The 21,972-nt window shown below is 66.6% G+C and carries 20 protein-coding genes; 12 read left to right on the top strand and 8 right to left on the bottom strand.

Features of this window, described 5'->3' with window-relative positions; translation table 11 throughout:
- Window positions 1–111: 111 nt before the first annotated feature.
- The gene (locus ABFA30_RS22750; RefSeq protein WP_225787934.1) at window positions 112–1,470 is read right to left on the bottom strand and encodes a glutamine synthetase family protein; all 1,359 of its coding nucleotides are present in this window, start codon (window positions 1,468–1,470) and stop codon (window positions 112–114) included.
- Window positions 1,471–1,618: 148 nt separating this feature from the next.
- On the opposite strand from ABFA30_RS22750, the gene ABFA30_RS22755 reads away from it, so the two are divergent.
- Window positions 1,619–2,521 (top strand): helix-turn-helix domain-containing protein, encoded by a 903-nt coding sequence (locus ABFA30_RS22755; protein WP_410045988.1) that lies wholly within the window; start codon window positions 1,619–1,621, stop codon window positions 2,519–2,521.
- A 43-nt stretch (window positions 2,522–2,564) separates the two neighbouring features.
- Here ABFA30_RS22755 and ABFA30_RS22760 read toward each other — a convergent pair whose 3' ends face one another.
- On the bottom strand, window positions 2,565–3,950 hold the full coding sequence (locus tag ABFA30_RS22760; RefSeq protein WP_410045989.1) for an aldehyde dehydrogenase family protein: 1,386 nt from the start codon (window positions 3,948–3,950) through the stop codon (window positions 2,565–2,567).
- 106 nt (window positions 3,951–4,056) lie between these two features.
- On the opposite strand from ABFA30_RS22760, the gene ptrR reads away from it, so the two are divergent.
- From ptrR to ABFA30_RS22775, 3 genes are all read left to right on the top strand, one after another.
- A complete protein-coding gene (ptrR, locus tag ABFA30_RS22765) occupies window positions 4,057–4,923 on the top strand; it encodes a putrescine utilization regulator PtrR (protein WP_225787931.1) in 867 nt (288 codons plus the stop codon).
- A gap of 79 nt (window positions 4,924–5,002) precedes the next feature.
- Window positions 5,003–5,749 (top strand): phytanoyl-CoA dioxygenase family protein, encoded by a 747-nt coding sequence (locus ABFA30_RS22770; RefSeq protein WP_368815950.1) that lies wholly within the window; start codon window positions 5,003–5,005, stop codon window positions 5,747–5,749.
- Between the two features lie 254 nt (window positions 5,750–6,003).
- Complete coding sequence (locus tag ABFA30_RS22775) at window positions 6,004–6,525, top strand: acyloxyacyl hydrolase (protein ID WP_410045990.1); 522 nt, start codon at window positions 6,004–6,006, stop codon at window positions 6,523–6,525.
- A gap of 174 nt (window positions 6,526–6,699) precedes the next feature.
- Here ABFA30_RS22775 and ABFA30_RS22780 read toward each other — a convergent pair whose 3' ends face one another.
- Window positions 6,700–7,590 carry a universal stress protein gene (locus ABFA30_RS22780; RefSeq protein ID WP_225787928.1) on the bottom strand — a complete coding sequence of 297 codons (891 nt, stop codon included), beginning with the start codon at window positions 7,588–7,590 and terminating at the stop codon, window positions 6,700–6,702.
- Window positions 7,591–7,668: 78 nt separating this feature from the next.
- Window positions 7,669–8,259, bottom strand: a complete 591-nt coding sequence (locus ABFA30_RS22785) for an NTP transferase domain-containing protein (protein ID WP_253167760.1) — start codon at window positions 8,257–8,259, stop codon at window positions 7,669–7,671.
- A gap of 238 nt (window positions 8,260–8,497) precedes the next feature.
- Between ABFA30_RS22785 and ABFA30_RS22790 the strand changes: the two genes are divergently transcribed.
- Together ABFA30_RS22790 and ABFA30_RS22795 are read left to right on the top strand one after the other, a co-directional pair.
- Window positions 8,498–8,962 carry a (2Fe-2S)-binding protein gene (locus ABFA30_RS22790; RefSeq protein ID WP_225787926.1) on the top strand — a complete coding sequence of 155 codons (465 nt, stop codon included), beginning with the start codon at window positions 8,498–8,500 and terminating at the stop codon, window positions 8,960–8,962.
- A gap of 1 nt (window position 8,963) precedes the next feature.
- Complete coding sequence (locus ABFA30_RS22795) at window positions 8,964–11,126, top strand: molybdopterin cofactor-binding domain-containing protein (RefSeq protein WP_410045991.1); 2,163 nt, start codon at window positions 8,964–8,966, stop codon at window positions 11,124–11,126.
- 3 nt (window positions 11,127–11,129) lie between these two features.
- On the opposite strand, the gene ABFA30_RS22800 is transcribed toward ABFA30_RS22795, so the two are convergent.
- The 3 genes from ABFA30_RS22800 to ABFA30_RS22810 all read right to left on the bottom strand — a co-directional run bounded on the left by ABFA30_RS22800 (window position 11,130) and on the right by ABFA30_RS22810 (window position 14,374).
- The gene (locus ABFA30_RS22800; RefSeq protein ID WP_410045992.1) at window positions 11,130–12,269 is read right to left on the bottom strand and encodes an XdhC family protein; all 1,140 of its coding nucleotides are present in this window, start codon (window positions 12,267–12,269) and stop codon (window positions 11,130–11,132) included.
- A 167-nt stretch (window positions 12,270–12,436) separates the two neighbouring features.
- Entirely contained in the window at window positions 12,437–13,363 is a 927-nt protein-coding gene (locus tag ABFA30_RS22805) for a LysR family transcriptional regulator (RefSeq protein ID WP_253101384.1), read from the bottom strand.
- 108 nt (window positions 13,364–13,471) lie between these two features.
- Window positions 13,472–14,374: a LysR family transcriptional regulator gene (locus ABFA30_RS22810; RefSeq protein ID WP_410045993.1), complete on the bottom strand. Its 903-nt coding sequence runs from the start codon at window positions 14,372–14,374 to the stop codon at window positions 13,472–13,474.
- A 127-nt stretch (window positions 14,375–14,501) separates the two neighbouring features.
- Here ABFA30_RS22810 and ABFA30_RS22815 point away from each other — a divergent pair, with 127 nt between their 5' ends.
- The 3 genes from ABFA30_RS22815 (at window position 14,502) to ABFA30_RS22825 (ending at window position 17,061) form a co-directional block, all read left to right on the top strand.
- Window positions 14,502–15,332: an oxidoreductase gene (locus ABFA30_RS22815; RefSeq protein ID WP_225787921.1), complete on the top strand. Its 831-nt coding sequence runs from the start codon at window positions 14,502–14,504 to the stop codon at window positions 15,330–15,332.
- A gap of 92 nt (window positions 15,333–15,424) precedes the next feature.
- Window positions 15,425–16,216 carry a histidinol-phosphatase gene (gene hisN, locus ABFA30_RS22820; RefSeq protein ID WP_225787920.1) on the top strand — a complete coding sequence of 264 codons (792 nt, stop codon included), beginning with the start codon at window positions 15,425–15,427 and terminating at the stop codon, window positions 16,214–16,216.
- 113 nt (window positions 16,217–16,329) lie between these two features.
- Entirely contained in the window at window positions 16,330–17,061 is a 732-nt protein-coding gene (locus tag ABFA30_RS22825; RefSeq protein WP_225787919.1) for a hypothetical protein, read from the top strand.
- A 197-nt stretch (window positions 17,062–17,258) separates the two neighbouring features.
- On the opposite strand, the gene ABFA30_RS22830 is transcribed toward ABFA30_RS22825, so the two are convergent.
- Complete coding sequence (locus tag ABFA30_RS22830) at window positions 17,259–18,266, bottom strand: LysR family transcriptional regulator (protein WP_225787918.1); 1,008 nt, start codon at window positions 18,264–18,266, stop codon at window positions 17,259–17,261.
- 452 nt (window positions 18,267–18,718) lie between these two features.
- Between ABFA30_RS22830 and ABFA30_RS22835 the strand changes: the two genes are divergently transcribed.
- From ABFA30_RS22835 to proX, 3 genes are read left to right on the top strand one after another with little or no spacing between them, the layout of a single operon-like run.
- Window positions 18,719–19,879, top strand: coding sequence for a glycine betaine/L-proline ABC transporter ATP-binding protein (locus ABFA30_RS22835; protein ID WP_225787917.1), 1,161 nt, complete (start codon window positions 18,719–18,721; stop codon window positions 19,877–19,879).
- Between the two features lie 55 nt (window positions 19,880–19,934).
- Complete coding sequence (gene proW, locus ABFA30_RS22840; RefSeq protein WP_225787916.1) at window positions 19,935–20,885, top strand: glycine betaine/L-proline ABC transporter permease ProW; 951 nt, start codon at window positions 19,935–19,937, stop codon at window positions 20,883–20,885.
- Window positions 20,886–20,942: 57 nt separating this feature from the next.
- Window positions 20,943–21,962, top strand: a complete 1,020-nt coding sequence (gene proX, locus ABFA30_RS22845) for a glycine betaine/L-proline ABC transporter substrate-binding protein ProX (RefSeq protein ID WP_253090831.1) — start codon at window positions 20,943–20,945, stop codon at window positions 21,960–21,962.
- Window positions 21,963–21,972 lie beyond the last annotated feature (10 nt).

The raw sequence follows: 21,972 nt of genomic DNA on the forward strand, positions 1-21,972 counted from the left end.
GTTCTTGGGTTCGGTGTAACAGGGGCTGCGCTGCAGCCCATCGCCGGCCAGCCGGCACCCACGGCGCCCTGGGCAGGGCGCATGACGGGTGGGCACCGTTGGCCCTGTGGATCAGACGCTCAGCAGCAGGAACTCACGCTCCCACGAGCTGATCACGCGCTTGAAGTTCTCGTGCTCGGCGCGCTTGACCGCCACGTAGCCACGGACGAACTGGCGGCCCAGGTAACGCTGCAGGGTCTGGCAATCCTCCATGTGCTGCAGCGCGTCCTCGATGGTGATCGGCAGGCGCAGGTTGCGCCGCTCGTAGGCCCGGCCCTGGACCGGCGCGCTGGGCTCGATGCGCTCGACCATGCCCAGGTAGCCGCACAGCAGGCTCGCGGCGATCGCCAGGTAGGGGTTGGCGTCGGCGCCGGGCAGGCGGTTTTCCACGCGCATGGCCTCGGGGCTGGAGGTGGGGACGCGCAGGCCGGCGGTGCGGTTTTCCTCGCCCCACTCGACGTTCACCGGCGCCGAGGTGTCCGGCAGGAAGCGGCGGAACGAGTTGACGTTCGGCGCGAACATCGGCAGCACCTTGGGGATGTACTTCTGCAGGCCGCCGATGTGGTGCAGGAACAGCTCGCTCATACTGCCGTCATCGTTGGCGAACACCGGCTTGCCGGTGGCGATGTCGACCACGCTCTGGTGCAGGTGCATGGCGCTGCCCGGCTCGTCGGTGATCGGCTTGGCCATGAAGGTGGCGGTGACATTGTGCTTGAGCGCCGCCTCGCGCAGGGTGCGCTTGAACACGGTGATCTGGTCGGCAAGGTCGAGGGCGTCGCCATGACGGAAGTTGATCTCCATCTGTGCCGGGCCGTCCTCGTGGATCAGCGTGTCCAGGTCCAGTCCCTGGAGTTCGCACCAGTCGTAGACGTCCTCGAACAGCGGGTCGAACTCGTTGGCCGCGTCGATGGAGAACGACTGGCGGCCGCTTTCGGCGCGGCCCGAGCGGCCCAGCGGGGCCAGCAGGGGCAGGTCCGGGTCTTCGCAGCGCTGGGTCAGGTAGAACTCCATTTCCGGCGCCACGATCGGTTGCCAGCCCTGGTCGGCGTACAGCTTGAGGACTTTCTTGAGGACGTTGCGCGGCGACAGCTCGATGGGGTTGCCCTGCTTGTCGAACGTATCGTGGATGACGATGGCGGTGGGTTCGAGGGCCCAGGGAATCTGGTACACCGCGGCCGGGTCGGGGCGGCAGACCATGTCGATGTCGGCCGGGTCGAGCAGGTCGTAGTAGATATCGTCGTCGACGTAGTCGCCGGTGACCGTCTGCAGCAGCACGCTCTCGGGCAGGCGCATGCCTCGCTCGTGGAGGAACTTGGCGGTGGGCGCGATCTTGCCGCGGGCGATGCCGGTCAGGTCGCTGATCACGCATTCGACTTCGGTGATCCGGTGTTCTTTCAGCCAGGCGGACAGCTGATCGAAGGGGGCGTTCATACAGACCTCTTGGTTGGGTTTTGGTGGCACTTCGCGCAGGAAACTTCCCAGGAAAAGCGCTGAGGGCTATCTTGTCCGCAGCCCCCTGGGTGGATCTATCCACTTTTTTCTCGATGAATGCACCAAAAGAGTGCATGAAGGATGCCGCGTGACAACGCCCAATGCCTTGCAGGTCCAGGCTTTCCATACCCACGACGTGACCGAACAGGTGCGCGTGACCCCCGGTTGGCAGCAGCAATACCGGCAGATGTCCCCGGGGCATTTCAATGGTCAACTGCGCTGCCTGTGGCTCGATGGCGTGGAGGTCTACGAGGAATGCCTGAACACCCGGGTCGAGCAGTTCTTCCACGCCCCGAGCGGTGCCCTGGCGTTCTGCTTCGACCGCAGCGACAACAGCCTGTACCTGCTCAACGAAGACAGCCGCAACATCTGGATCACTCCGGAGAACTACCAAGAAGTGGCGGTGGTGTTCGACCAGACGTTTCTGGCCCGCCATGGTCTGGACCTGGCGCGCCTGGAAGGGTTGTTCATGGTGCCGCTGGGCAGTGGGCAGAATGCCTTGTTCGGCAGTTGGCTGAGCGCGACCCTGACGCGTCTGGCCGGTGCCGACTGCCCGCTGCAAGGGCAGCCCCTGGCCGAGCAACTGCTGGAAGATTGCCTGTTCATCCTCGACAACGCCTGCCAGCGCCTGCAAGGGCAGGCCCTGGGCCGGCGTGACGAGGAGCGGGCGATCATGCGCCGGGTCAGCGAGTGGGCCGCCGACTGCCCGGAAGAAACCCTCAACCTGGTCGAGCTGGCGCAGGTGGCCGGGGTTTCCCTGCGCCAGTTGCAGCAGGCCTTCAAGGCGTTCACCGGCATGCCCCCGGCGCACTGGCTGCGTTTGCGCAGGCTCAACGGCGCACGGCGCGACCTGCTGCGGGGAAATGCGCAGATCACCGTGGCCGAGGTGGCCATGCGCTGGTCGTTCTGGCACCTGGGGCGGTTTTCCGACAGCTACCGGCAGTTGTTCCGGGAGTTGCCGAGCGAGACCTTGAAGCGTAGGCGAGGGTAAGGCTGCAAAGCAGCCTCCATGCGCCAAGGCCCGGCCGAGTGGATCAGTCGCGATCCAGCCACACCGTCTGCACGTTGCAGAACTCGCGCACGCCGAAGTGCGACAGCTCCCGCCCGAAGCCGCTTTTCTTCACGCCACCGAAGGCCACGCGGGGGTCGGAGGCGCAGTAGCCGTTGATGAACACGCCACCGGTGTCCAGCGCCTCGGTCATGCGCTCGGCCAGGGCCAGGTCGGCGGTGTAGATCGTCGAGGCCAGGCCGAACTCGCTGTCGTTGGCCAGCTCCACTGCGTGGTCGGCATCGCGGGCGCTGATGATCGCTGCCACCGGGCCGAACAGCTCCTGCCTGAAGGCCGTCATGGCCGGCGTCACGTCGGCGAAGACCGTCGGGGCGTAGAAGTTGCCGGTACCCTCGAGCTTGTGACCGCCGAGCAGCAGGGTGGCGCCTTCGGCCAGGGTGGCCTGGACCTGGCCGTCCAGCTCGTCGCGCAGGTCATAGCGGGCCATCGGGCCGATGTAGGTATCGTCCTCCAGCGGGTTGCCGACCTTCAGCTGGCGCGTGGCCTCGACGAACCGGCGGGTGAACTCCTCGACGATGCTGGCTTCGACGATCAGGCGCTTGGCCGCGGCGCAGACCTGGCCGGTGTTCTGGTAGCGACCGATGACAGCGGCCTTGACCGCCGCATCCAGGTCCGCATCGGCCAGGACGATGAACGGATCGCTGCCCCCCAGTTCGAGCACGCACTTCTTCAGCGCAGCGCCGGCCTGGGCACCGATGGCCATGCCGGCGCGTACGCTGCCCGTCAGGGTGACGGCGGCGATGCGTGGGTCCTGGATGGCACGGGTGACGCCTTCCGGGGCGACATTGATCACCTCGAACACGCCCTCGGGCAGCCCGGCCTGCTTGAACAGCCCCAGCAGTAGGTAGGCGCTGCCCATCACGTTCGGCGCATGCTTGAGCACGTAGGTGTTACCGGCCAGCAATGCCGGGACCGCGCCACGCAGGACTTGCCAGAGCGGGAAGTTCCACGGCATCACCGCCAGGATCGGGCCCAGCGGGCGGTATTCGATGCGGGCCTTGTCGATCTGGGTCGGTTCCGGCGCGAGCATGGCCGGGCCGTGCTCGGCGTACCACTGGCACAGGCCGACGCACTTGCTCACTTCGCCACGGGCCTGGGTGATCGGCTTGCCGATCTCGCGGGCGATCATCTGCGCGAAGGCTTCCTGGTTGGCCAGCAGGGCGGTCGCCAGGGCGAGCAGGTATTCGCTGCGCTGACCCAGCGACACTCGGCGCCACTGGGCAAAGCCTGCCTTGGCGCGTTGCAGCGCCGCTTCCAGTGCGGCGTCGGTGTCGAAGGGATAGTGGCCGATCCGTTCGCCGCTGTACGGGTCGACGGAAATGGCATGGGTCAGGCTGCTGATCTCGCTCATGGCGGGCTCCTCGTTGTTGTATCCGACTGGCGCCCAGACTAGTGGTGTGCGGCTTTAATGAAAACTGAATAATAATGAGCGAAACATTCACGATTGGAGAAAGACCGTGGACCTGGTGCAACTGGAGATCTTCAAGGCCGTGGCCGAGCATGGCAGCATCAGCGCCGCCGCCCAGCATATCCATCGGGTGCCGTCGAACCTGACCACCCGTATCAAGCAGTTGGAAGAAGACCTGGGCGTGGCGTTGTTCATCCGCGAGAAGAGCCGTCTGCGCCTGTCGCCGGCTGGCTGGAACTTCCTCGAATACACCCGGCGCATCCTCGACCTGGTGCACGAGGCGCGGCTGACCGTGGCGGGGGAGGATCCCCAGGGCACCTTCGCCCTCGGCTCGCTGGAGAGTACCGCGGCAGTGCGCATCCCGGGCCTGCTGGCGGCCTACAACCAGCGCTACCCCAAGGTCGACCTGGACCTGTCCACCGGCCCCTCGGGGACCATGCTCGAAGGCGTGCTGTCGGGGCGCCTGGTGGCGGCCTTCGTGGATGGCCCGGTGCTGCATCCGACCCTCGAGGGCATGCCGGTGTTCGAGGAGGAGATGGTCATCATCGCGCCGCTCAACCACGCCCCGGTGGGCCGCGCCCGTGACGTCAACGGCGAGAACATCTATGCCTTTCGCGCCAACTGCTCGTACCGCCATCACTTCGAGAACTGGTTCGTCCAGGACAACGCCGTGCCGGGCAAAATCCACGAGATGGAGTCCTATCACGGCATGCTCGCCTGCGTCAGCGCCGGTGCGGGCCTGGCACTGATGCCACGCAGCATGCTCGACAGCATGCCCGGCTGCAGCACGGTGAGCGTCTGGCCGTTGTCGGAGGACTTCCGCTACCTCAAGACCTGGCTGGTATGGCGGCGGGGCACGGTGTCGCGCAGCCTGAGCATGTTCGTCAAGCTGCTGGAGGAGCGCCGGGCCGCCTGACCGACGGCCCGCCATGGTTCGAACGCAGCGGCCCTGGGGGCGTCGAACAGGGTGTAGGCGATTTTCCGGGAGCCCCCTCATGAGCCTGGATGTCCAGCTGCAAGCGTTGCACGACCGTGGCTATGTGCTGCTGCCCCGCGTCCTCGAACCCTTGCAGATCGCCTTGCTGCGTTGCGCCATCGATGACCTGCAACCGATCCATTGGGACTACCAGGGCCTGCTGGAACACTACAAGTGCGTGTTCAACCGCGACCCACTGTGGTTGCCGTTTCTCGACCTGCCGCCGGTGATCGCGCTGGCCGAGGCTGCGCTGGGCCAGGACTGCCATGTGATCGGCCAGACCGCCTGGCGCAGCCATCCCGGCTACCCGGGCATGGGCCTGCACCTGGACCACCTGCCCATGGCGCTGCCGGACTGGGTCCGCGCGCGGCAGGACTTCAGCCTGCCGATGCAGATCCTCACCGCCCACCTGTACCTGTGTGACATCGACGAGGCCATCGGCCCGACCTGGATCGTGCCCGGCAGCCATCGCGCCGGGCGCCCGCCGCAGGCAGGCGAGGACAGTTGGCAGGGGCAGGGCGCGCGCCCGGTCCTGTGCCAGGCGGGCGATGCATTGGTATTTCGCAGTGACGTCTGGCACAGCGGCGGCGCCAACAGCAGCGCCGGGCAGGTACGCGACATGCTCCAGGTGCACTACGGCCGGCGCATGGTGGCGCAGAAGTTCTCGCCGTACCTGGCATGGCAGTTCAATCCCGAGGTGCTGGCGGCGGCCACGCCACGGCAGCGGCGCCTGCTAGGGGAACATGAGGAGGCAGAGTACGACTGAGCGGGTCGGGAACTGTCATGCGCAAAAAGCGAAACTACTTACACAAATGGAACAGTGTGTCTTAGCCAATAGTGGCATATGCCTTTCAACTTTCCGTTTATCTGGTCGATAATCCGAAAAGTATTACGCCTTGTTACCTGGTTGGATGCGCCGGGTTAAACAAGCGAGAACGAGGGGCACGAGCCCCCGATTGCCAACAGGCCGCAAGCCGTGGGGGCCGGCCTGTCCGTGAAGACCATCAGGAGATGTCATTGATGAAAACCCGTCTCGCCGCTTCGTTGGCCGCCGCTGTGCTGGCTTTCGCCGGCGCCAGCCTGGCGCAGGCCGCCCAGGTTTCCGGTGCCATTGGTGCCACCGGCCAGGGCGACATGACCTACCGTGTCGGCCTGTCGTTCGACTGGGACAAGAAGTGGTTCGAAAGCAGCACCGGCCACCTGACCGGCTACTGGGATGCGGCCTACACCTATTGGGAAGGTGGCGAGGCCAGCGGCGCCCATTCGCTGTCGTTCAGCCCGGTGTTCGTCTATGAGTTCAGCGGTTTCACCTACACCCCGTTCATCGAGGCCGGTATCGGCCTGGCGGCATTCTCCAAGACCGACGTCGGCGACCAGCGCCTGGGCTCATCGGTCAACTTCGAGGACCGCCTCGGCTTCGGCCTGAAGCTGCCGGGCGAGCAGAAGGTCGGCTTGCGTGCGATCCACTATTCCAACGCTGGCCTCAAGCAGCCGAACGACGGCATCGAGTCGTACTCGCTGTACTACAGCAAGGGCTTCTGATCGGCGTTGCTCCCCAGGATGGGAGCGTTGGGGCCGCTTCGCGCCCCATCGCTGGCAAGCCCCACAAATTTGGCGCCGACCTCAAGAACGGCGCGGCCCTGGGAGCCGGCTTGCCGGCGATGGGCTGCACAGCAGCCCCCTATCGTTTGCTGACCGGCATGGGGACCAGCCGCCTCAGCGCACCGCTTTGATCGCCAATACGTTGCACAGCGAATGCTCGATCACATGGGCCGTGGTCCCGCCGAGGAAGGTCTGCATGGCATCGTGGCGGTGGTTGCCCATGACGATCACATCCATCCGGCTCTGGCCGACGAACTGGGCGATCGCCCGGATGGCCGGCCCTTCGAGGAAATGCCGGCGCTCCAGGTCGATCTGGTGATGATCGCCCAGGCGGTTGAAGGCTGTGCGCTGCGCTGTGCGTACGCTGGCGTCGAAACCGGGCATGGTCACCGTGCCGGCACCGAAATCGGCGATATGGGTCTTGGCCGCGTCGCACACGTGCAGCAGGTGCAGCTCGGCGTTGCATTGCAAGGCCAGGGCATGGGCACTGCGGATCACCTGCTCGTCCAGGTGCTCGCCGGCGCCATGGCTGTTGAGGTCGACAGCAGCGGCGATCTGCCGGGGCAAGGGCAGGCGGATCTCGCTGACCAGGTGCACGGCGACCGGGCTGTCCTTGAGCAGTTGCCAGTCCAGTGGCGTGACCAGCAAGCGCTTGAGCACCGGTTCGTGCTGCACGTCCTTGACCAGCAGGTCGCATCCCAGCCGCTCGACCTGTTCCAGCACGCTGGCCAACGGGTCGCGGGTCAGCAGCAGTTCGGTGGACACGTCCAGGCCGGCGGTGCGCAGCTGTTCGGCCTCGTCGGCCAGCCATTGGCGATTGTGCTCGAGCAGTCGCTCGCGCTCGCGGCCATCGCTCATCAAGCCGAAGGTGTCGACATCGTCGACGAAGACGTTGATATCCAGCAACGCCCCGCTGGATTCGGCCAGCGCCGCCGCCCGCTGCAGGGCGGGTGTGTGGCGCATCTGCGGGCCAAGCATGACGAACAATCGCTTGAACTGGCTCATCTCACACCTCCACGTACGGCAGCCCCCCGTTCATGCCGGTGCTGGTTGTCCGGGCCAAGTGGCGCGGGAATTCCTTCTTCAGTCTAGACGCTGGCCGCTACTCGGCAGGTCGGCAGGGCGGTCGATGTCCAGCAGCACACCTGGGTCGGCCACGTCCACCGTGCGTACCGCCCCAGGGTGGGCCTGCAGCACGGCGCGGGCGCCGTTGTCGCCCTCGAGCTGGCACAGCGCGGGCCAGAAGGCGCGGCCGAACAGCACCGGATGCCCTGGGCGGCCCTGGTAGGCGGGGCGGCAGATGTGCGCGGCGTCGGCACAGGCGAGCAGGGCCTCGAAGGTGGCCGGGCGGATGAAGGGCATGTCGGCGAGGAACAGGGCCAGTACCTGTGCATCGCTGGCCTGGGCGATGCGCTCGACGCTCGCGGCGATGCTGTGCCCCAGGCCCAGGCGGCTGGCGCCGGACTGCAGCACGCGCACTTTGGCCGGCAGCGTGGCCGGGGCGCGGTCGTCATCGCGCAAGGCCAGCCAGACCTCGGCCAGCCGCGCGCAGGGCAGGGCCAGGCTGGCTTCGAGCAGGGTCTGGCCGGTGTCCAGGCGCTGCTGGCGCTTGTCGCTGCCGAAGCGTTGGCTGTGGCCGGCGGCCAGGACGAGGGCGACAGCGGTGGTGGTCATGCGGGGCTCCTTGGGTGTGGGCATCACCGTACTGTGCAGGGCACGCCGATGCAATCGCGGGCTGGCAGCGTTGCCGTGATCATTAAGTTTGCCTTCATGCCGCTTGCAGCCTTGCGCGGTTTTTCCCTCGCGCTCCAGTCACTACCCTTTACAGGTTACCCGCCCGAGGCCGCGAAGGCCGGGCCCAGAACGATAACGACAAGCCGTGAGCGCCCAACACCCCCGAGGAGATCGTCCAATGGTCCACACCCTGAAGATCAACGGCCATGAGCATCAGGTGGAGGTCGAGGACGACACGCCGCTGCTCTGGGTCTTGCGCGACGTGCTGGGCATGACCGGCACCAAGTTCGGCTGCGGCCTGTCCCTGTGCGGGGCCTGCACGGTGCACATGAACGGCTCGGCGGTGCGCGCCTGCATGATGCCGGTCGGCGCCCTGGCCGGTGCGGACATCACCACCATCGAAGGCATTGGCCAGACCGAGCTGGGCAAGCGCGTGCAGGCCGCCTGGCTCAAGCACGAAGTGGTCCAGTGCGGCTATTGCCAAACCGGCCAGATCATGTCGGCGACCGCGCTGCTGGCCAGCAACCCCACGCCGGACGATGCCGCGATCGACGGCGCCATGTCCGGCAACATCTGTCGCTGCGGCACCTATGTGCGTATCCGCCAGGCGATCAAGACCGCCTCCGGCCAGGTGGAGGTGTGACATGACCCGCCATGAACCTGCCCCAGGCCTCAGCCGGCGTGGTTTCCTCAAGGCCAGCGCCGCTGTCGGCGGCGGGCTGCTGATCAGCTTCGCCTTGCCGCTGGGCGTGCGTGCCGTGCAGGCCGAAGCGGCAGCATTCGCGCCCAACGCCTACGTGCGCATCGATCGCCAGGGCCATGTCTACCTGACCATCCAACCGGTGGAGATGGGCCAGGGCACCTACACCTCGATGCCGGCGTTGATCGCCGAAGAGCTGGAAGTCGGCCTCGACCAGGTCACCGTCGAGCATGCTCCGGCCGACGACAAACGCTACGCCAACCCGGTGCTGGGCTTCCAGGTCACGGGGGGCTCGACCTCGGTGCCGGGCAACTGGAAGCCGCTGCGCGAGGCGGGCGCGGCGGCGCGTATCCTGCTGGTAGCCGCAGCGGCCTCGCAGTGGAAGGTCGACCCAGCCAGTTGCCGGGCCGAGCAGGGCAAGGTGCTGCACCCAGGCAGTGGCCGCCAGCTGGCCTACGGCGAGTTGGTGGATGCCGCCGCCGGCCTGCCGCTGCCGGAGCAGATCCCGCTGAAGGACCCGAAGGACTTCAAGCTGATCGGCACGCCGGCGCCGCGTACCGATTCGCCAGACAAGATCAACGGCCAGGCGGTGTTCGGCATCGACGCCCACCCGGACGGCATGAAGGTGGCGGCGATCCAGTTGTGCCCGGTGGTCGGCGGTACCCTGGCCGAGCTCGACCCGGCGCCGGCCCTGGCGGTCGCGGGTGTGCGCCAGGTATTGCACAGCGACAACGCCGTGGCGGTGGTGGCCGATCACATGGGGGCGGCGCGCAAGGGCATGGCGCTGCTCCAGCCGAAGTGGAACGAAGGTGCCAACGCCGGGATGTCCAGCGCGCAGATGCTCGAAGCCATGCGCAAGGCGGCCGAACAGCCGGGGGTGCAGGTGCGGGTCGAGGGGGATGCCGCCTCAGCCCTGGCCAAGGCCAGCAAGCGTATCGACGCGGTGTACCAGGTGCCCTGGCTGGCCCATGCTTGCCTGGAGCCGGTCAACTGCACCGTGCATGTGCGCAAGGACGCCTGCGAACTATGGCTGGGGAGCCAGGTGCCCGCCCGGGCCAAGGCCGTGGCGGCGCAGATCACCGGCCTGCCGGAAGAGGCCGTGACGGTCCACAACCACTTGCTCGGCGGTGGTTTCGGTCGCCGCCTGGACGTGGATTTCGTCAGCGACGCGGTGAAGCTGGCCAAGCAGGTGGACTATCCGCTGAAGGTCATCTGGTCGCGTGAGGAAGACACGCGCCACAGCACCCTGCGGCCCTATCACTACAACCACCTCAGCGCGGCCCTGGACGAAGAGGGCAGGCCGGTGGCCTGGACCCACAAGATCACCGGCGGCTCGATCCTCGCCCGCTGGTTGCCGGCGGCCTTCGTCAATGGCGTCGACCGTGATGCCGTGCGCGATGCCTGCGGCCCCTATGCCTTCCCCAACCTGGCGGTGCACTACGTGCGTCACGAGCCGCCGGCGGGGATTCTGCCGGCGTTCTGGCGCGGGGTCGGGCATACCCAGAACGCCTTCATGGTCGAGGGCCTGATGGACGAGCTGGCGCACCTGGCCGGGCGCGACCCGTTCGACTTCCGCTACCCGTTGCTCGAGGCCCACCCACGGGCACTGAAGGTGTTGGAAACGCTCAAGGACAAGTCCGGCTGGGCCGATCCCTTGCCCGCCGGCAGGGGCCGTGGCCTGGCTCTGACCTACTGTTTCAGCACCTACTCGGCGCAGGTGGCCGAGGTGAGCGTGGACGATGCCGGCAACGTTACCGTCGAACGCATCACCACAGTGGTCGACTGCGGCATCGCCATCAACCCTGACAGCGTGGTGGCACAGGTCCAGGGCGGCACCCTGTTCGGCCTGACGGCGGCGCTGTTCGGCAATATCACTTTCAAGGACGGCCGGGTCGAGCAGGGCAACTTCGACAGCTACCGGATGCTGCGCCTAAACGAGACACCAACGCTCGATACCTTCCGCATCGACAGCCCCGAGGCGCCGGGCGGCCTGGGCGAGGTGGCCACGGTGACGGTGGCGCCGGCGGTGGTCAACGCGGTGTTCGCCGCCACCGGCAAGCGCCTGCGCAGCCTGCCCATCGATCCCCAGGCGCTGCGCAAGGCCTGAGGCTCAGCCGTGCAACGCCCCCAGGCCATCGTGGATGGGGGCGTTGCACAGGCGCAGCGGGCGGCCGTCGCGGCCGTTGAAGTGCCCGGCGATCTCCGCCAGCACCGACAAGGCCACGGCTTCCGGGCCCTCGGCGCCGATATCCAGGCCCATGGGGTAGTGCAGGCGTTGGCGGGCGTCGCTGCCGGCGCCGATCTCGTCGAGCAGGCGTTCGGTGCGCTCCCGTGGGCCGAGCTGGCCGATATAGGCGCTGCGATGAGCCAGGGCCTGGGCCAGCCAGTGACGGTCCTGGGCCAGGCTGTGGCTCATCACCACCACGGCGGCATCGTCGAGCAGGGCCGCTAGGTTGACGGGGCGCTGCAGTTCCAGGTGCAGCACTTGCTCGGCCTCGGGGAAACGCTCGCGCCGGGCGAAGTGGCGGCGCGCATCCACCACGCAGACCTGCCAACCCTGCTGCGCGGCCATGTTCGCCAGGGGTTGTGCATCGTGGCCTGCGCCGAACAGCACCAGCCGGCGCGGTGCCGCCAGGTACTCGAACAGCACTTCGCAGCGCTGCTCTTGCCACAGGTAGGCCTGGCTGGCATTGCGGCGCTGCGCGGCCACCTGGTGCAGGTCGAGGGCCAGCCGCTCGACCAGCGCGTCAGGCAGGCCGGGCGGCAGTTGCACGCCCCGTGCGTCGAGGCAGGCCCGTGCACCCAGGCCCAGGCCGGCGAAGGTGCTGTCGATCACCGTGGCCAGCACCGCAGGGGTGCGGCTGGCACGGACCTCGCGCAACAGGCATGCCGGCAGGTAACGGTCGAGCTCGCGGACACGTTCGAGCAGGATATCCACCGTGCCGTTGCAGCCCAGGCCAAAGGCCAGGGCCTCCTGTTCATCGGCATCGCCGTCCCGGACGCCGGTGCTGTAGGTACGCAGCACCGGTTCTGCGCCCTCGGTCAGCCACCAGGCGCGGCGGGCCAGCTCGCCTTCCAGGCAGCCGCCGCTGACCATGCCGACGGTGCCGCCGTGGCGAGCGATCAGCATGCGCGCACCGGGGCGCCGGTAGGCCGAACCCTGGACCCTGACCACCGTGGCCATGACGCTTTCTTCGCCATCCCTGGCCTGGCTGGCCAGGGCGGCCAGCAGCCTGCCGATCTCGCTCATGCGCGTGCTTTCCGCTTCGTTGCCCGAATGCAGATTATTCAACAGGATCGGCGAAGCATTGACGGGGGCTTGCTGCAAGGGGCTTGAAGCAGGGCTTCATAGTGTTCGGCCCTAGCAAATACTGGGGCGCGAGGCGGCCCTGGACGATCACTGAATGAAGGTCCGCATCACGACAGCAACTCCTCCACCAATGGCGCCTGCGCCCATTCCGCGCGCAGGAAGTCGATCAATGCCCGCAGCTTGGCCGGCACCCGGCGGCGATCCGGGTAGTACAGCTGCAAGCCGGGAAAGCACGGGCTCCAGTCCTCCAGCAGGCGCACCAGGCGCCCTTGCGCGAGAAAGGGCTCGATATAGCCATTGATCATGTAGGCGATGCCCAGCCCATCGAGGGCCGAGCGTACGAGGATCTCCGAGTCGTTGAGCACCAGGCGCCCACGCACCTGCAACTCGAAGTGCTCGTTGCCGCGGCTGAAGGCCCAGCGTTCGATCTGCCCGCTGCTGCTGTGGCGAAAACCGATGCAGTCGTGCTCGAGCAACGCCCGTGGATGCTGGGGGCGGCCATGGCGGGCCAGGTAGTCGGGGGCGGCGATGACCTGCGCCTGCAGCGGCGGGCCGACCGTCAGGGCGACCATGTCCTTGTCGACCGCCGCACCGAAGCGGATACCGGCGTCGAACCCCTGGGCGATGATGTCTACCAGTTGGTTCTCCACCCGCAGCTCCAGGCTGATCTCCGGGTAGGTGGCGAGAAAGCGCCGCAGGATCGGTTGCAGCACGATCAGGTAGCTGGCCCGCAGCACGTTCAGGCGCAACAGCCCACTGGGGTGGTCGGCCTCGCGGCCCAGTTCGCGGGAGGCATTGGTCAAGGCCTCCAGGGCCGGCTGGACCCGCTCCAGGAAGCGCTCGCCGACCTCGGTCAAGGCCACGCTGCGGGTGGTGCGGTTGAACAGCACCAGCCCCAGGCGATGCTCCAGGCTGCGAATGCTCTGGCTGACCGCCGAGGGCGAGACGCCCAGGCGCACGGCGGCCGTGGAGAAGCCTTTCTCCTCGGCCACTGCAAGAAAGGTGACCAGGCCATCGAGATGGTCTTGGCGCATGGCGGGATCTCCAGCCGTCGGCAGCCCAGCCACGCGCCAGGCACTCTGCAAGTAAAAACCGCATGGGGGCAAAACGCCAGTGGCCGCAGGAGGGCCTGCAACCTGGCGTTACAAATCGGCGTCGCGCTGGCTGCGCACGAACTCGATGAAGGCCTTCAGGGTTGCCGGTACATGGCGTCGGCTCGGGTAGTACAGGTGCAAGCCCGGGTAGTAGGGCGTCCAGTCCTCCAGCACCTGCACCAGCCGGCCGCTGGCCAGGTGCTCGCGGACCATGTCCTCGAACACATAGGCCAGGCCCACGCCCTCCAGGGCGGCGTCGGGCATCAGGCTGACATCGCCGAGCACCAGTGGCCCCTGCACGTCCACCTCCAGGCGCATGCCACCCCGTTCGAACTCCCAGCGGTACAGCGCACCGCTGGGGAAACGGTGGCCGATGCAGGGCAGGGTGCGCAGGTCGTGGGGTTGCCGGGGGCGCGGATGGCGCTCGAAGAACGCCGGCGCGCCCACCACCACCGAGCGCAGGTAGGGGCCGATGGGCAGCGACACCATGTCCGCCTGCAGGCGCTCGCCCAGGCGTACGCCGGCATCGAAGCCGGCACCGACCATGTCCACCAGGGCATCGTCGCTGGCGATCTCCAGGCGCACGTCCGGGTAGGCGGCCAAAAAACGGCTGGCCAGCGGCAGCAAGGCCAGCTCCACGGCGGCCCGGCCGGCGGTGATGCGCAGCTTGCCAGAGGGGCTGTCGCGCATGCTGTCGAGATCTTCCAGGGCATCGGCGATATCGCGGAAGGCCGGTTGCAGGCGCTGGTACAGGCGCTCGCCGGCCTCGGTCAGGGCCACGCTGCGCGTGGTGCGGTTGAACAGGCGCACGCCCAGGCGGGTTTCCAGGGTGCGCAGGGCGTGGCTCAGGGCCGAGGGCGTGAGCCCCAGTTCGACGGCGGCGCGGCTGAAGTTCAGGTGCCGGGCGATGCACAGGAACAGCGACAGGTCGGCGGTGCTGGGCGATTTCATTGTTGAATGCACCTCACAAGAGCATGCGAAATTCATGGGATTATCACATCAACCGCCCAGACGTACAGTGACCTCACTCATCGACAAGGCCCTGCGCGGTGCAGGGTCGTCTACAGGAGGAATTGACATGCGTACCTGGCTCATCACTGGCGCTTCCCGCGGATTCGGTGCACTGATCGCCCAACAGGCCCTGGCGGCCGGCGATGCGGTCATCGCCACCGCACGCAAGCCCGAGGACATCGAGGCCCGCCTGGGCCAGCAGCCGAACCTGCTGGCCGTGCGCCTGGACGTCACCTGCGAAGAACAGGCCCACCAGGCCGTGGCTGCAGGCATCAAGCGCTTCGGCCGTATCGATGTCCTGGTCAACAATGCCGGTTTCGGGGTGCTGGGGGCGGTGGAGGAAACCAGCGCCAGCGAGACCGAGCGGCTGTTCGCCACCAACGTGTTCGGCGTGCTCAACGTCAGCCGCGCGGTGCTGCCGCACATGCGCCGCCAGCGCAGCGGCCACCTCATCAACATCTCTTCGCTGGGTGGCTACCAGGCTTACATGGGCTGGGGCGTGTACGGCTCGACCAAGTTCGCCGTGGAGGGCATCAGCGAGGCCATGCACCAGGAGCTGGCGCCATTGGGCATCAAGGTGACCGTGGTCGAGCCGGGGTTCTTCCGCACCGATTTTCTCGACGACCAGTCGCTGGTCAAGACCGCCCTGGAACTGCCCGACTATGACCAGACGGTCGGCCAGATGCGCACCTTCGCCGCTTCGGCCAACCATGCCCAGCCGGGCGACCCGCAACGATTCGCCGAAGCCATGCTGGCCCTGGCCAACGCCGAGCAGCCACCGCTGCGCCTGCCGCTGGGCAGCGATGCGGTCGCGCGGGTCGAGGCCAAGCATGCCCTGGTCGAGCGGGAACTGGCGCACTGGCGGGAATGGTCGCTGTCCACCGACTTCGCCGATTGAATGGGCGCGCTCCACCCTGGGTTCGACACAGGCTTCGATCCCGGGTGGAGTCGGGTATGATGCGAGCCCTTTCCCTGAACGAGGCCTGACCCATGTCCCTGAGTGCTGAGCAGATTGGCGAATTCCGCGTCTTCGCCGAGCAGTTGGCCGATGCCGCCGCGGCGGCGATCCAGCCGTATTTCCGGGCGAGCCTGGAGGTCGAGGACAAGGGCGGGCGCCTGTACGACCCGGTCACCGTGGCCGACAAGGCCGCCGAGGATGCCATGCGTGCGCAGATCCAGGCCCGCTACCCGGAGCACGGTATCCTCGGCGAGGAGCAAGGCGTGGCCGCTGGCAGCAGCCCGCTGACCTGGGTGCTCGACCCGATCGACGGCACCCGCGCCTTCATCACCGGCCTGCCATTGTGGGGCACGCTGATTGCCCTGAACGACGGTACGCGCCCGGTCCTCGGGGTGATGAACCAGCCGTTCACCGGCGAGCGTTTCGTCGGCACGCCCGAGGGCGCCTGGCGCAGCGGCACACCCTTGAAGACCCGCGCCTGCGCCGACCTGGCCGCGGCGACCTTGATGTGCACCACCCCGGACATGTTCGACACGCCCGCGCGCAAGGCGGCCTTCGAGGCCGTGGCCGGCCGTGCCCGGTTGATGCGCTACGGTGGCGACTGCTATGCCTACTGCATGCTGGCGTCCGGCTTCGTCGACGTGATCGTCGAGGCCAGCCTGCAGCCCTACGACGTACAGGCGCTGATCCCGATCATCGAGGGCGCGGGCGGGGTGATCACCGCCTGGGACGGCGGCCCGGCGCAGCACGGCGGCTGCGTGGTGGCCTGTGGCGATCCGGCGCTGCATGCACAGGTGGTGCAGATGCTGCGCCAAGCGATGTGAGCCAAGGGGCGGCGTTGCAACCGCCCGCCGCACTTTTTCCCATTTGCGCGCTCTATGTCTGGTCAGGTTGGGCCGATTCCCGGCCCAGCCGTTGATTCCAGACCCCGGTGCCGATGGTTGCTCCACACCTCAGACTCTCCCTGCGCCTGCTCCTGGCAGGTGCGTTGACCGCCCTGTGCGCCTGCACCCAGCAGCAGGGCCGTGACATCATCAGCCAGTTCGGCGACGGTCAGCCCAGCGAGCTGTTCCAGACCAGCGTCGACCGCATGGCCACCCTGTCCATGCGTGACAACCTGCAGAGCCTGTACCTGCTGATGAACAAGCTGTACCTGCGCAACCCCAGCCAGTGGAAGCAGTCCGGCTACCTCGATGCCGCCACCGCCGAGCGGCAGATCCGCCTGGCCATCGAACAGCGCCAGCCGTTGCCGCAACTGGGCAACCGCCGCGACCTGGCAGCGCTGAGCTATGCCTTGAGCCCGGAGTTTCGTGGCGACCGGGTCGGTGCCTTCATCTACGCCATCGGCAGCATGCTGATCACCGCCCATGGCGGGCGCACCGAGTTCTACATGACCGATACCATCGACCCGCTGTTCGTCAACAACGCTGCGCGCAATATCGAGAAGGCCACCTGGATGCTCAGCCAGCGCCAGGATGCCAATGGTGTGCTGTTGCTGTTCTCCAACGAGATTTCCGAGGAGGGCAGCAACCTGAGTTTCGCGGTGGAGTTCGGCAAGATCGTGGCGAGGCTGGACCTGCTGGCGCAGATGCTCGACGAGCGCTACCGGAGGATCGGGCTGAACTATGCGCAGAGCCTGTTGCTGATGAACTTCCTGCCGGTGCAGTAGCCTATGGGCCGGTCGTGATACCAGCGGTACAGGGCAAGGGTTGCGCCTTGTTCGCGGGCAAGCCCGCTCCCACACGGCCCTGCAAGCCACCCTCATGTGTGATCGGCTTGGCGCCTGTGGGGCTGCTTCGCAGCCCATCGCCGGCTCTGACAGCATCGGTGTATGGCAAGAACTGCGGCCTTGCTCACGGCTCGTCGCTAGCGGAGCGATCGATGAGCTGGCGTTATGGCGCCGGGATCGTCCCGTTGCAGTGGCTCGTATTGTGCCAGCAACCAGTCACGCAGGCGGCGGCAGCTGGAGTCGTGCTCCTTGTCTTCGTTGAACGACAGGTAGTGGAAGGTGTCCTTGAGCACCACCTCCTGGGGCACCGGCCGCACCAGCAGGCCCTGGGCGACCAGCGGCGCCACCAGGATATGCCAGCCGAGCACCACGCCCTGGTGGCTCTGGGCGAGCTGCACCAGCAGGTTGTAGTCGTTGGCGTTGAAGAAGTGCGGTGCCTGGCTGGCCCGGCTCTTCAGGTCGATGTCATGGAAGGCCAGCCAAACGTTCCAGTCCACGTGCTCGGCGACCTGGGAGCGGCCATAAGGGCTGAGGTTGAGCAGGGCACCATCCCGGATGCCTTCCAGGGTGCGCAGCTCCGGATGCTGCTCCAGGTACTGGGGCGAGCACACCGGGTAGATGATGTCGTGGTTCAGCGGCTGGCAGCGGTAGCCTTCGTGGATCCTGCCCAGCTTGGAGATGAAGATGTCCGGCCGCGCCCCCGGCTCCATGGACAGGAAGTTCTGGGTGGTGATGAGGTTGATGTCGATGTCCGGGTTCTCCTCGAAGAACCGCGGCAGCCGAGGCCCGAGCCAGAGCGCGGAGAACGCTGGCGAGCAGCACAGGGTGACCACGTGCTTGGTGTTGGTGTTGCTGCGGATGCGCTCGGCGGCCTGGGAAATGTTGACGAACGACAACTGCACGGCATCGAAGAAGATCGAGCCGGCCACGGTCAGCTCCACCGCACGCCCGGCGCGGGTGAACAGTTCGGCGCCCAGGTGCGCCTCGAGCTCGCGGATCTGCCGGCTGACCGCCGCCTGGGTCACGCACAGGGCCTCGGCGGCGCGGGTGAAGTTCTGATACTTGGCGGCGGCGACGAAGACCTTGACCGCACGCAGGGAGGGCATCTTGATCAGGGTCTGATCGGGTTCGGTGTGTCTGGCCATGGGGCAGGGCGTCGAGGTCCTTCGTGGGGCTGGGGAGGGCGCGGTGTGCCTCACTCTAGCGTGGGAGCGCCCAGGCGGTAAACCGCTGCGTCGGGGCGCGGGGCACGGCCATGCGGCCCTTCGCGGCGGTATGCGCTTGCCCTGGGGAAGCCGTGGCCCCGCTGGAACCTGCAGGACAGTGCGCTCGCCAGGGCATTGATAACCCCAGGTAATGGTTAGCGCGCCCTAAATGTCGTTGGACCCCGCTCCCCCCCTGGGCCTAACGTGAAAGCAACGGCGCGGCATCGAAGACATCGATGTCGAGAATTTTTCCAAGCAGGGCCGCCTGCGTGCCGGTTTGACTCGCGTTCGAACTTGAACGGACTGCCAAGCGTACTCGCACTGATCCGAACCCGCCTTACCCGAGAAGTGCGATGTTTGAAGATTGGTTATAAGCATAAGAAGAGGGTCGTATGAGCCATGCCGATGAAATTCTTTCGGTGAACAATATTTTCAAGGTGTTTGGTCCGAACCCGGACATGGCCATGGAGATGTTGCGCAAGGGTGCCGACAAGAATGAGATTTTCAGCAAGACCGGCCACGTCGTCGGCGTGTTCGATGCAAGCTTTTCCGTCAAGCGTGGCGAGATCTTCGTCATCATGGGCCTGTCCGGGTCGGGCAAGTCGACCATGGTGCGCTTGTTCAACCGCCTGATCGAACCCACCGCCGGCAGTATCCACCTCAACGGCAGAGAGATCACCGGTCTGTCCGACAAGGACTTGCTCGACGTGCGGCGCAAGGAAATGGGGATGGTGTTCCAGTCCTTCGCCCTGATGCCCCACATGAGCGTGCTGGAGAACACCGCCTTCGGCCTGGAGATCGCCGGCGTCCCGGAGCAGGAGCGCCACGCCAGGGCCCGCGAAGCCTTGAGCCAGGTTGGCCTCGCTGGCCACGAGCACAGTTACCCGCACCAGCTCTCCGGTGGCATGCAGCAGCGCGTGGGCCTAGCCCGCGCGCTGGCCAACGACCCGGCGATCCTGCTGATGGACGAGGCCTTCTCGGCCCTCGACCCACTGATCCGCAGCGAGATGCAGGGCGAGCTGATCCGCCTGCAGGCCGAGCAGCAACGCACCATCATCTTCATTTCCCACGACATTGAGGAAGCCATCCGCATCGGCCATCGCATCGCGATCATGGAAGGCGGCCGGGTGGTGCAGATCGGCACGCCCCAGGAGCTGATCAACCAGCCGGCCAACGAGTACGTGCGCACCTTCTTCAAAGGCTTCGACAGCTCGCGGGTGCTCAAGGCAGGGGATGTCGCCCAGTTCGATCCAGAGACGGTGTGCCGGGTCAACGGCAAGGCGCCACGCTTCAAGCCCGGGGTGCCGTACGGCTACCTGGTCGACGAGCATGGCCAGTTGCTTGGCGTGGTCGACACCGACGTCAACGGCGCCTCGGCCAGCGATCGCTACAGCCTGCACGAGCAGCAGCCGGTGTACATCGACACGCCCCTGCATGACGTGCTGGGTATCGTTGCCAGCCTGCCTTACCCGGTACCCGTGCTCGACCGCGCCGGCGCCCTCAAAGGCACCATTTCCAAGAACGAGCTGCTGCAGACCCTGAGCCGCCACTGAGCGCCCGTCGCGGGTGCCGATGAGCGCCTGCGGCCACAAGAAGAGGTAAGCCCCGATGTCCGAGTTCAGTCTTCTCGACCCGTTCCAGTCCGCCACCCTGCCGCTGGGTGACTGGGTGGAAGCCACCCTGAATTTTCTGGTGCACAACTTCCGCGACGTATTCCGTGCCATCCGCTGGCCGATCGACCAGGTGCTCAACGGTATCGAGTTCGTGCTGCAGAGCATCCCGCCGAGCATCGGCATCATCCTTTCGTCGTTGCTCGGTTGGCAGTTGGCCGGCCGGCGCATGGCGCTGCTGTGCTTCGTCACCCTGACCCTGCTGGGGCTGATCGGCGTGTGGTCGGAATCCATGACCACCCTGGCGCTGGTGCTGACCTCGGTGTTCTTCTGCGCGGTGATCGGCATCCCGCTGGGCATCCTCTGCGCCCGCAGCGATCACCTGGAGCGGGTGGTGCGCCCGGTGCTCGATGCCATGCAAACCTTGCCGGCGTTCGTCTACCTGGTGCCGGTGGTGATGCTGTTTGGCATCGGCAACGTGCCGGGCGTGCTGGTGACCATCGTCTTCGCCCTGCCGCCGCTGGTGCGCCTGACCAACCTGGGGATCCGCCAGGTGCCGGAAGACAAGATCGAGGCGGCGCGCGCCTTCGGTTGCACGCCGCGGCAGATGCTGACCCGGGTGCAACTGCCCCTGGCCACCTCGACCATCATGGCGGGCATGAACCAGACCCTGATGCTGTCGCTGTCGATGGTGGTGATCGCTTCGATGATTTCGGTGGGTGGCCTGGGGCAGATGGTGCTGCGCGGTATCGGCCGCCTGGACATGGGCCTGGCCACGGTCGGCGGGGTAGGGCTGGTGCTGCTGGCGATCTTCCTCGACCGCCTGACCCAGGCCATGGGCGCGCGCAGCAGCGCCGACCCAAGCCTGCGCTGGTACCACACCGGCCCCGTGGGCCTGCTGCTGCGCCTGTGTGGTTCAGGGCAGGGCGCACCACGCAAGGCCGCCTGAGCCCACCGACCCCATCTGCCCTACCTGTAAAGAACAACCAGAAGAAGGTAAGTGACAATGCATCGATCCAAGTTCTCCCGTAGCGTCCTGCAATGCGCCACCGCCTTGTCGCTGGTGGCCGCCTCCCTGTGCGCCAGCGCCTCGGCCGAAAAGCCGGGCGAGGGCGCCAAGGTCACGCCGATCTTCCCCTCCATCGCCGAGGAGCGCTTCCGTGGCGAGGTGGCCATGGAAGGCTTGCGTGAACTGGGCTACAAGGTCCAGGAACCGAAGGAGACCGAGTACGGCGTGATGATGGTGGCCTTGGCCAATGGCGACGCCGACTTCACCGTGCACCTGTGGGAGAAGCTGCACGACAAGTTCTACCAGCAGGCCGGCGGTGACAGCGCGATGGTCAAGACCGGCAACATCCTGCCCGGAGTGAGCCAGGGCTACCTGATCGACAAGAAGACCGCCGATGCGCACAACATCAAGTACATCACCGACCTGAAGAAGCCAGAGATCGCCAAGCTGTTCGACACCGACGGCGATGGCAAGGCCGATCTGACCGGCTGCAACCCGGGCTGGGGCTGCGAATTGGTGATCGCCCACCACATGAAGGCCTACGACCTGGAGAAGACCGTGCACGTCAACCAAGGCTCGTACTTCGCACTGATGGCCGACACCATCACCCGCTACAAGGATGGCAAGCCGATCCTGTATTTCACCTGGGTACCGCAGTGGATCGCCAGCGTGCTGGTCGAAGGCCGCGACGTGGTCTGGCTGGAAGTGCCCAAGACCGACCTGCCTGACGGCAACAACGATGTCGACACCCTGTACAAGGGCAAGAACCTGGGCTTTGCCGTGGACAAGGTGGTGGCCGTGCTGAACAAGGACTTCGCCGACAAGAACCCGGCGGCGCTGAAGTTCCTCTCGCTGGTGCAGATCAGCACCGACGACGAGAGCGCGCAGAACCTGAAGATGCAGCAGGGCGAGAAGAAGCCTGCCGATATCCAGCGCCACGCCAAGGAATGGGTCGCCGCCCACCGCCAGCAGTTCGACGAGTGGCTGCAGGCGTCCCGCGACGCCGCCGGCAAGTAAACGTTTTTCT

This window comes from Pseudomonas sp. HLMP (genome assembly GCF_046365545.1).
Taxonomy (GTDB): domain Bacteria; phylum Pseudomonadota; class Gammaproteobacteria; order Pseudomonadales; family Pseudomonadaceae; genus Aquipseudomonas; species Aquipseudomonas guariconensis_B.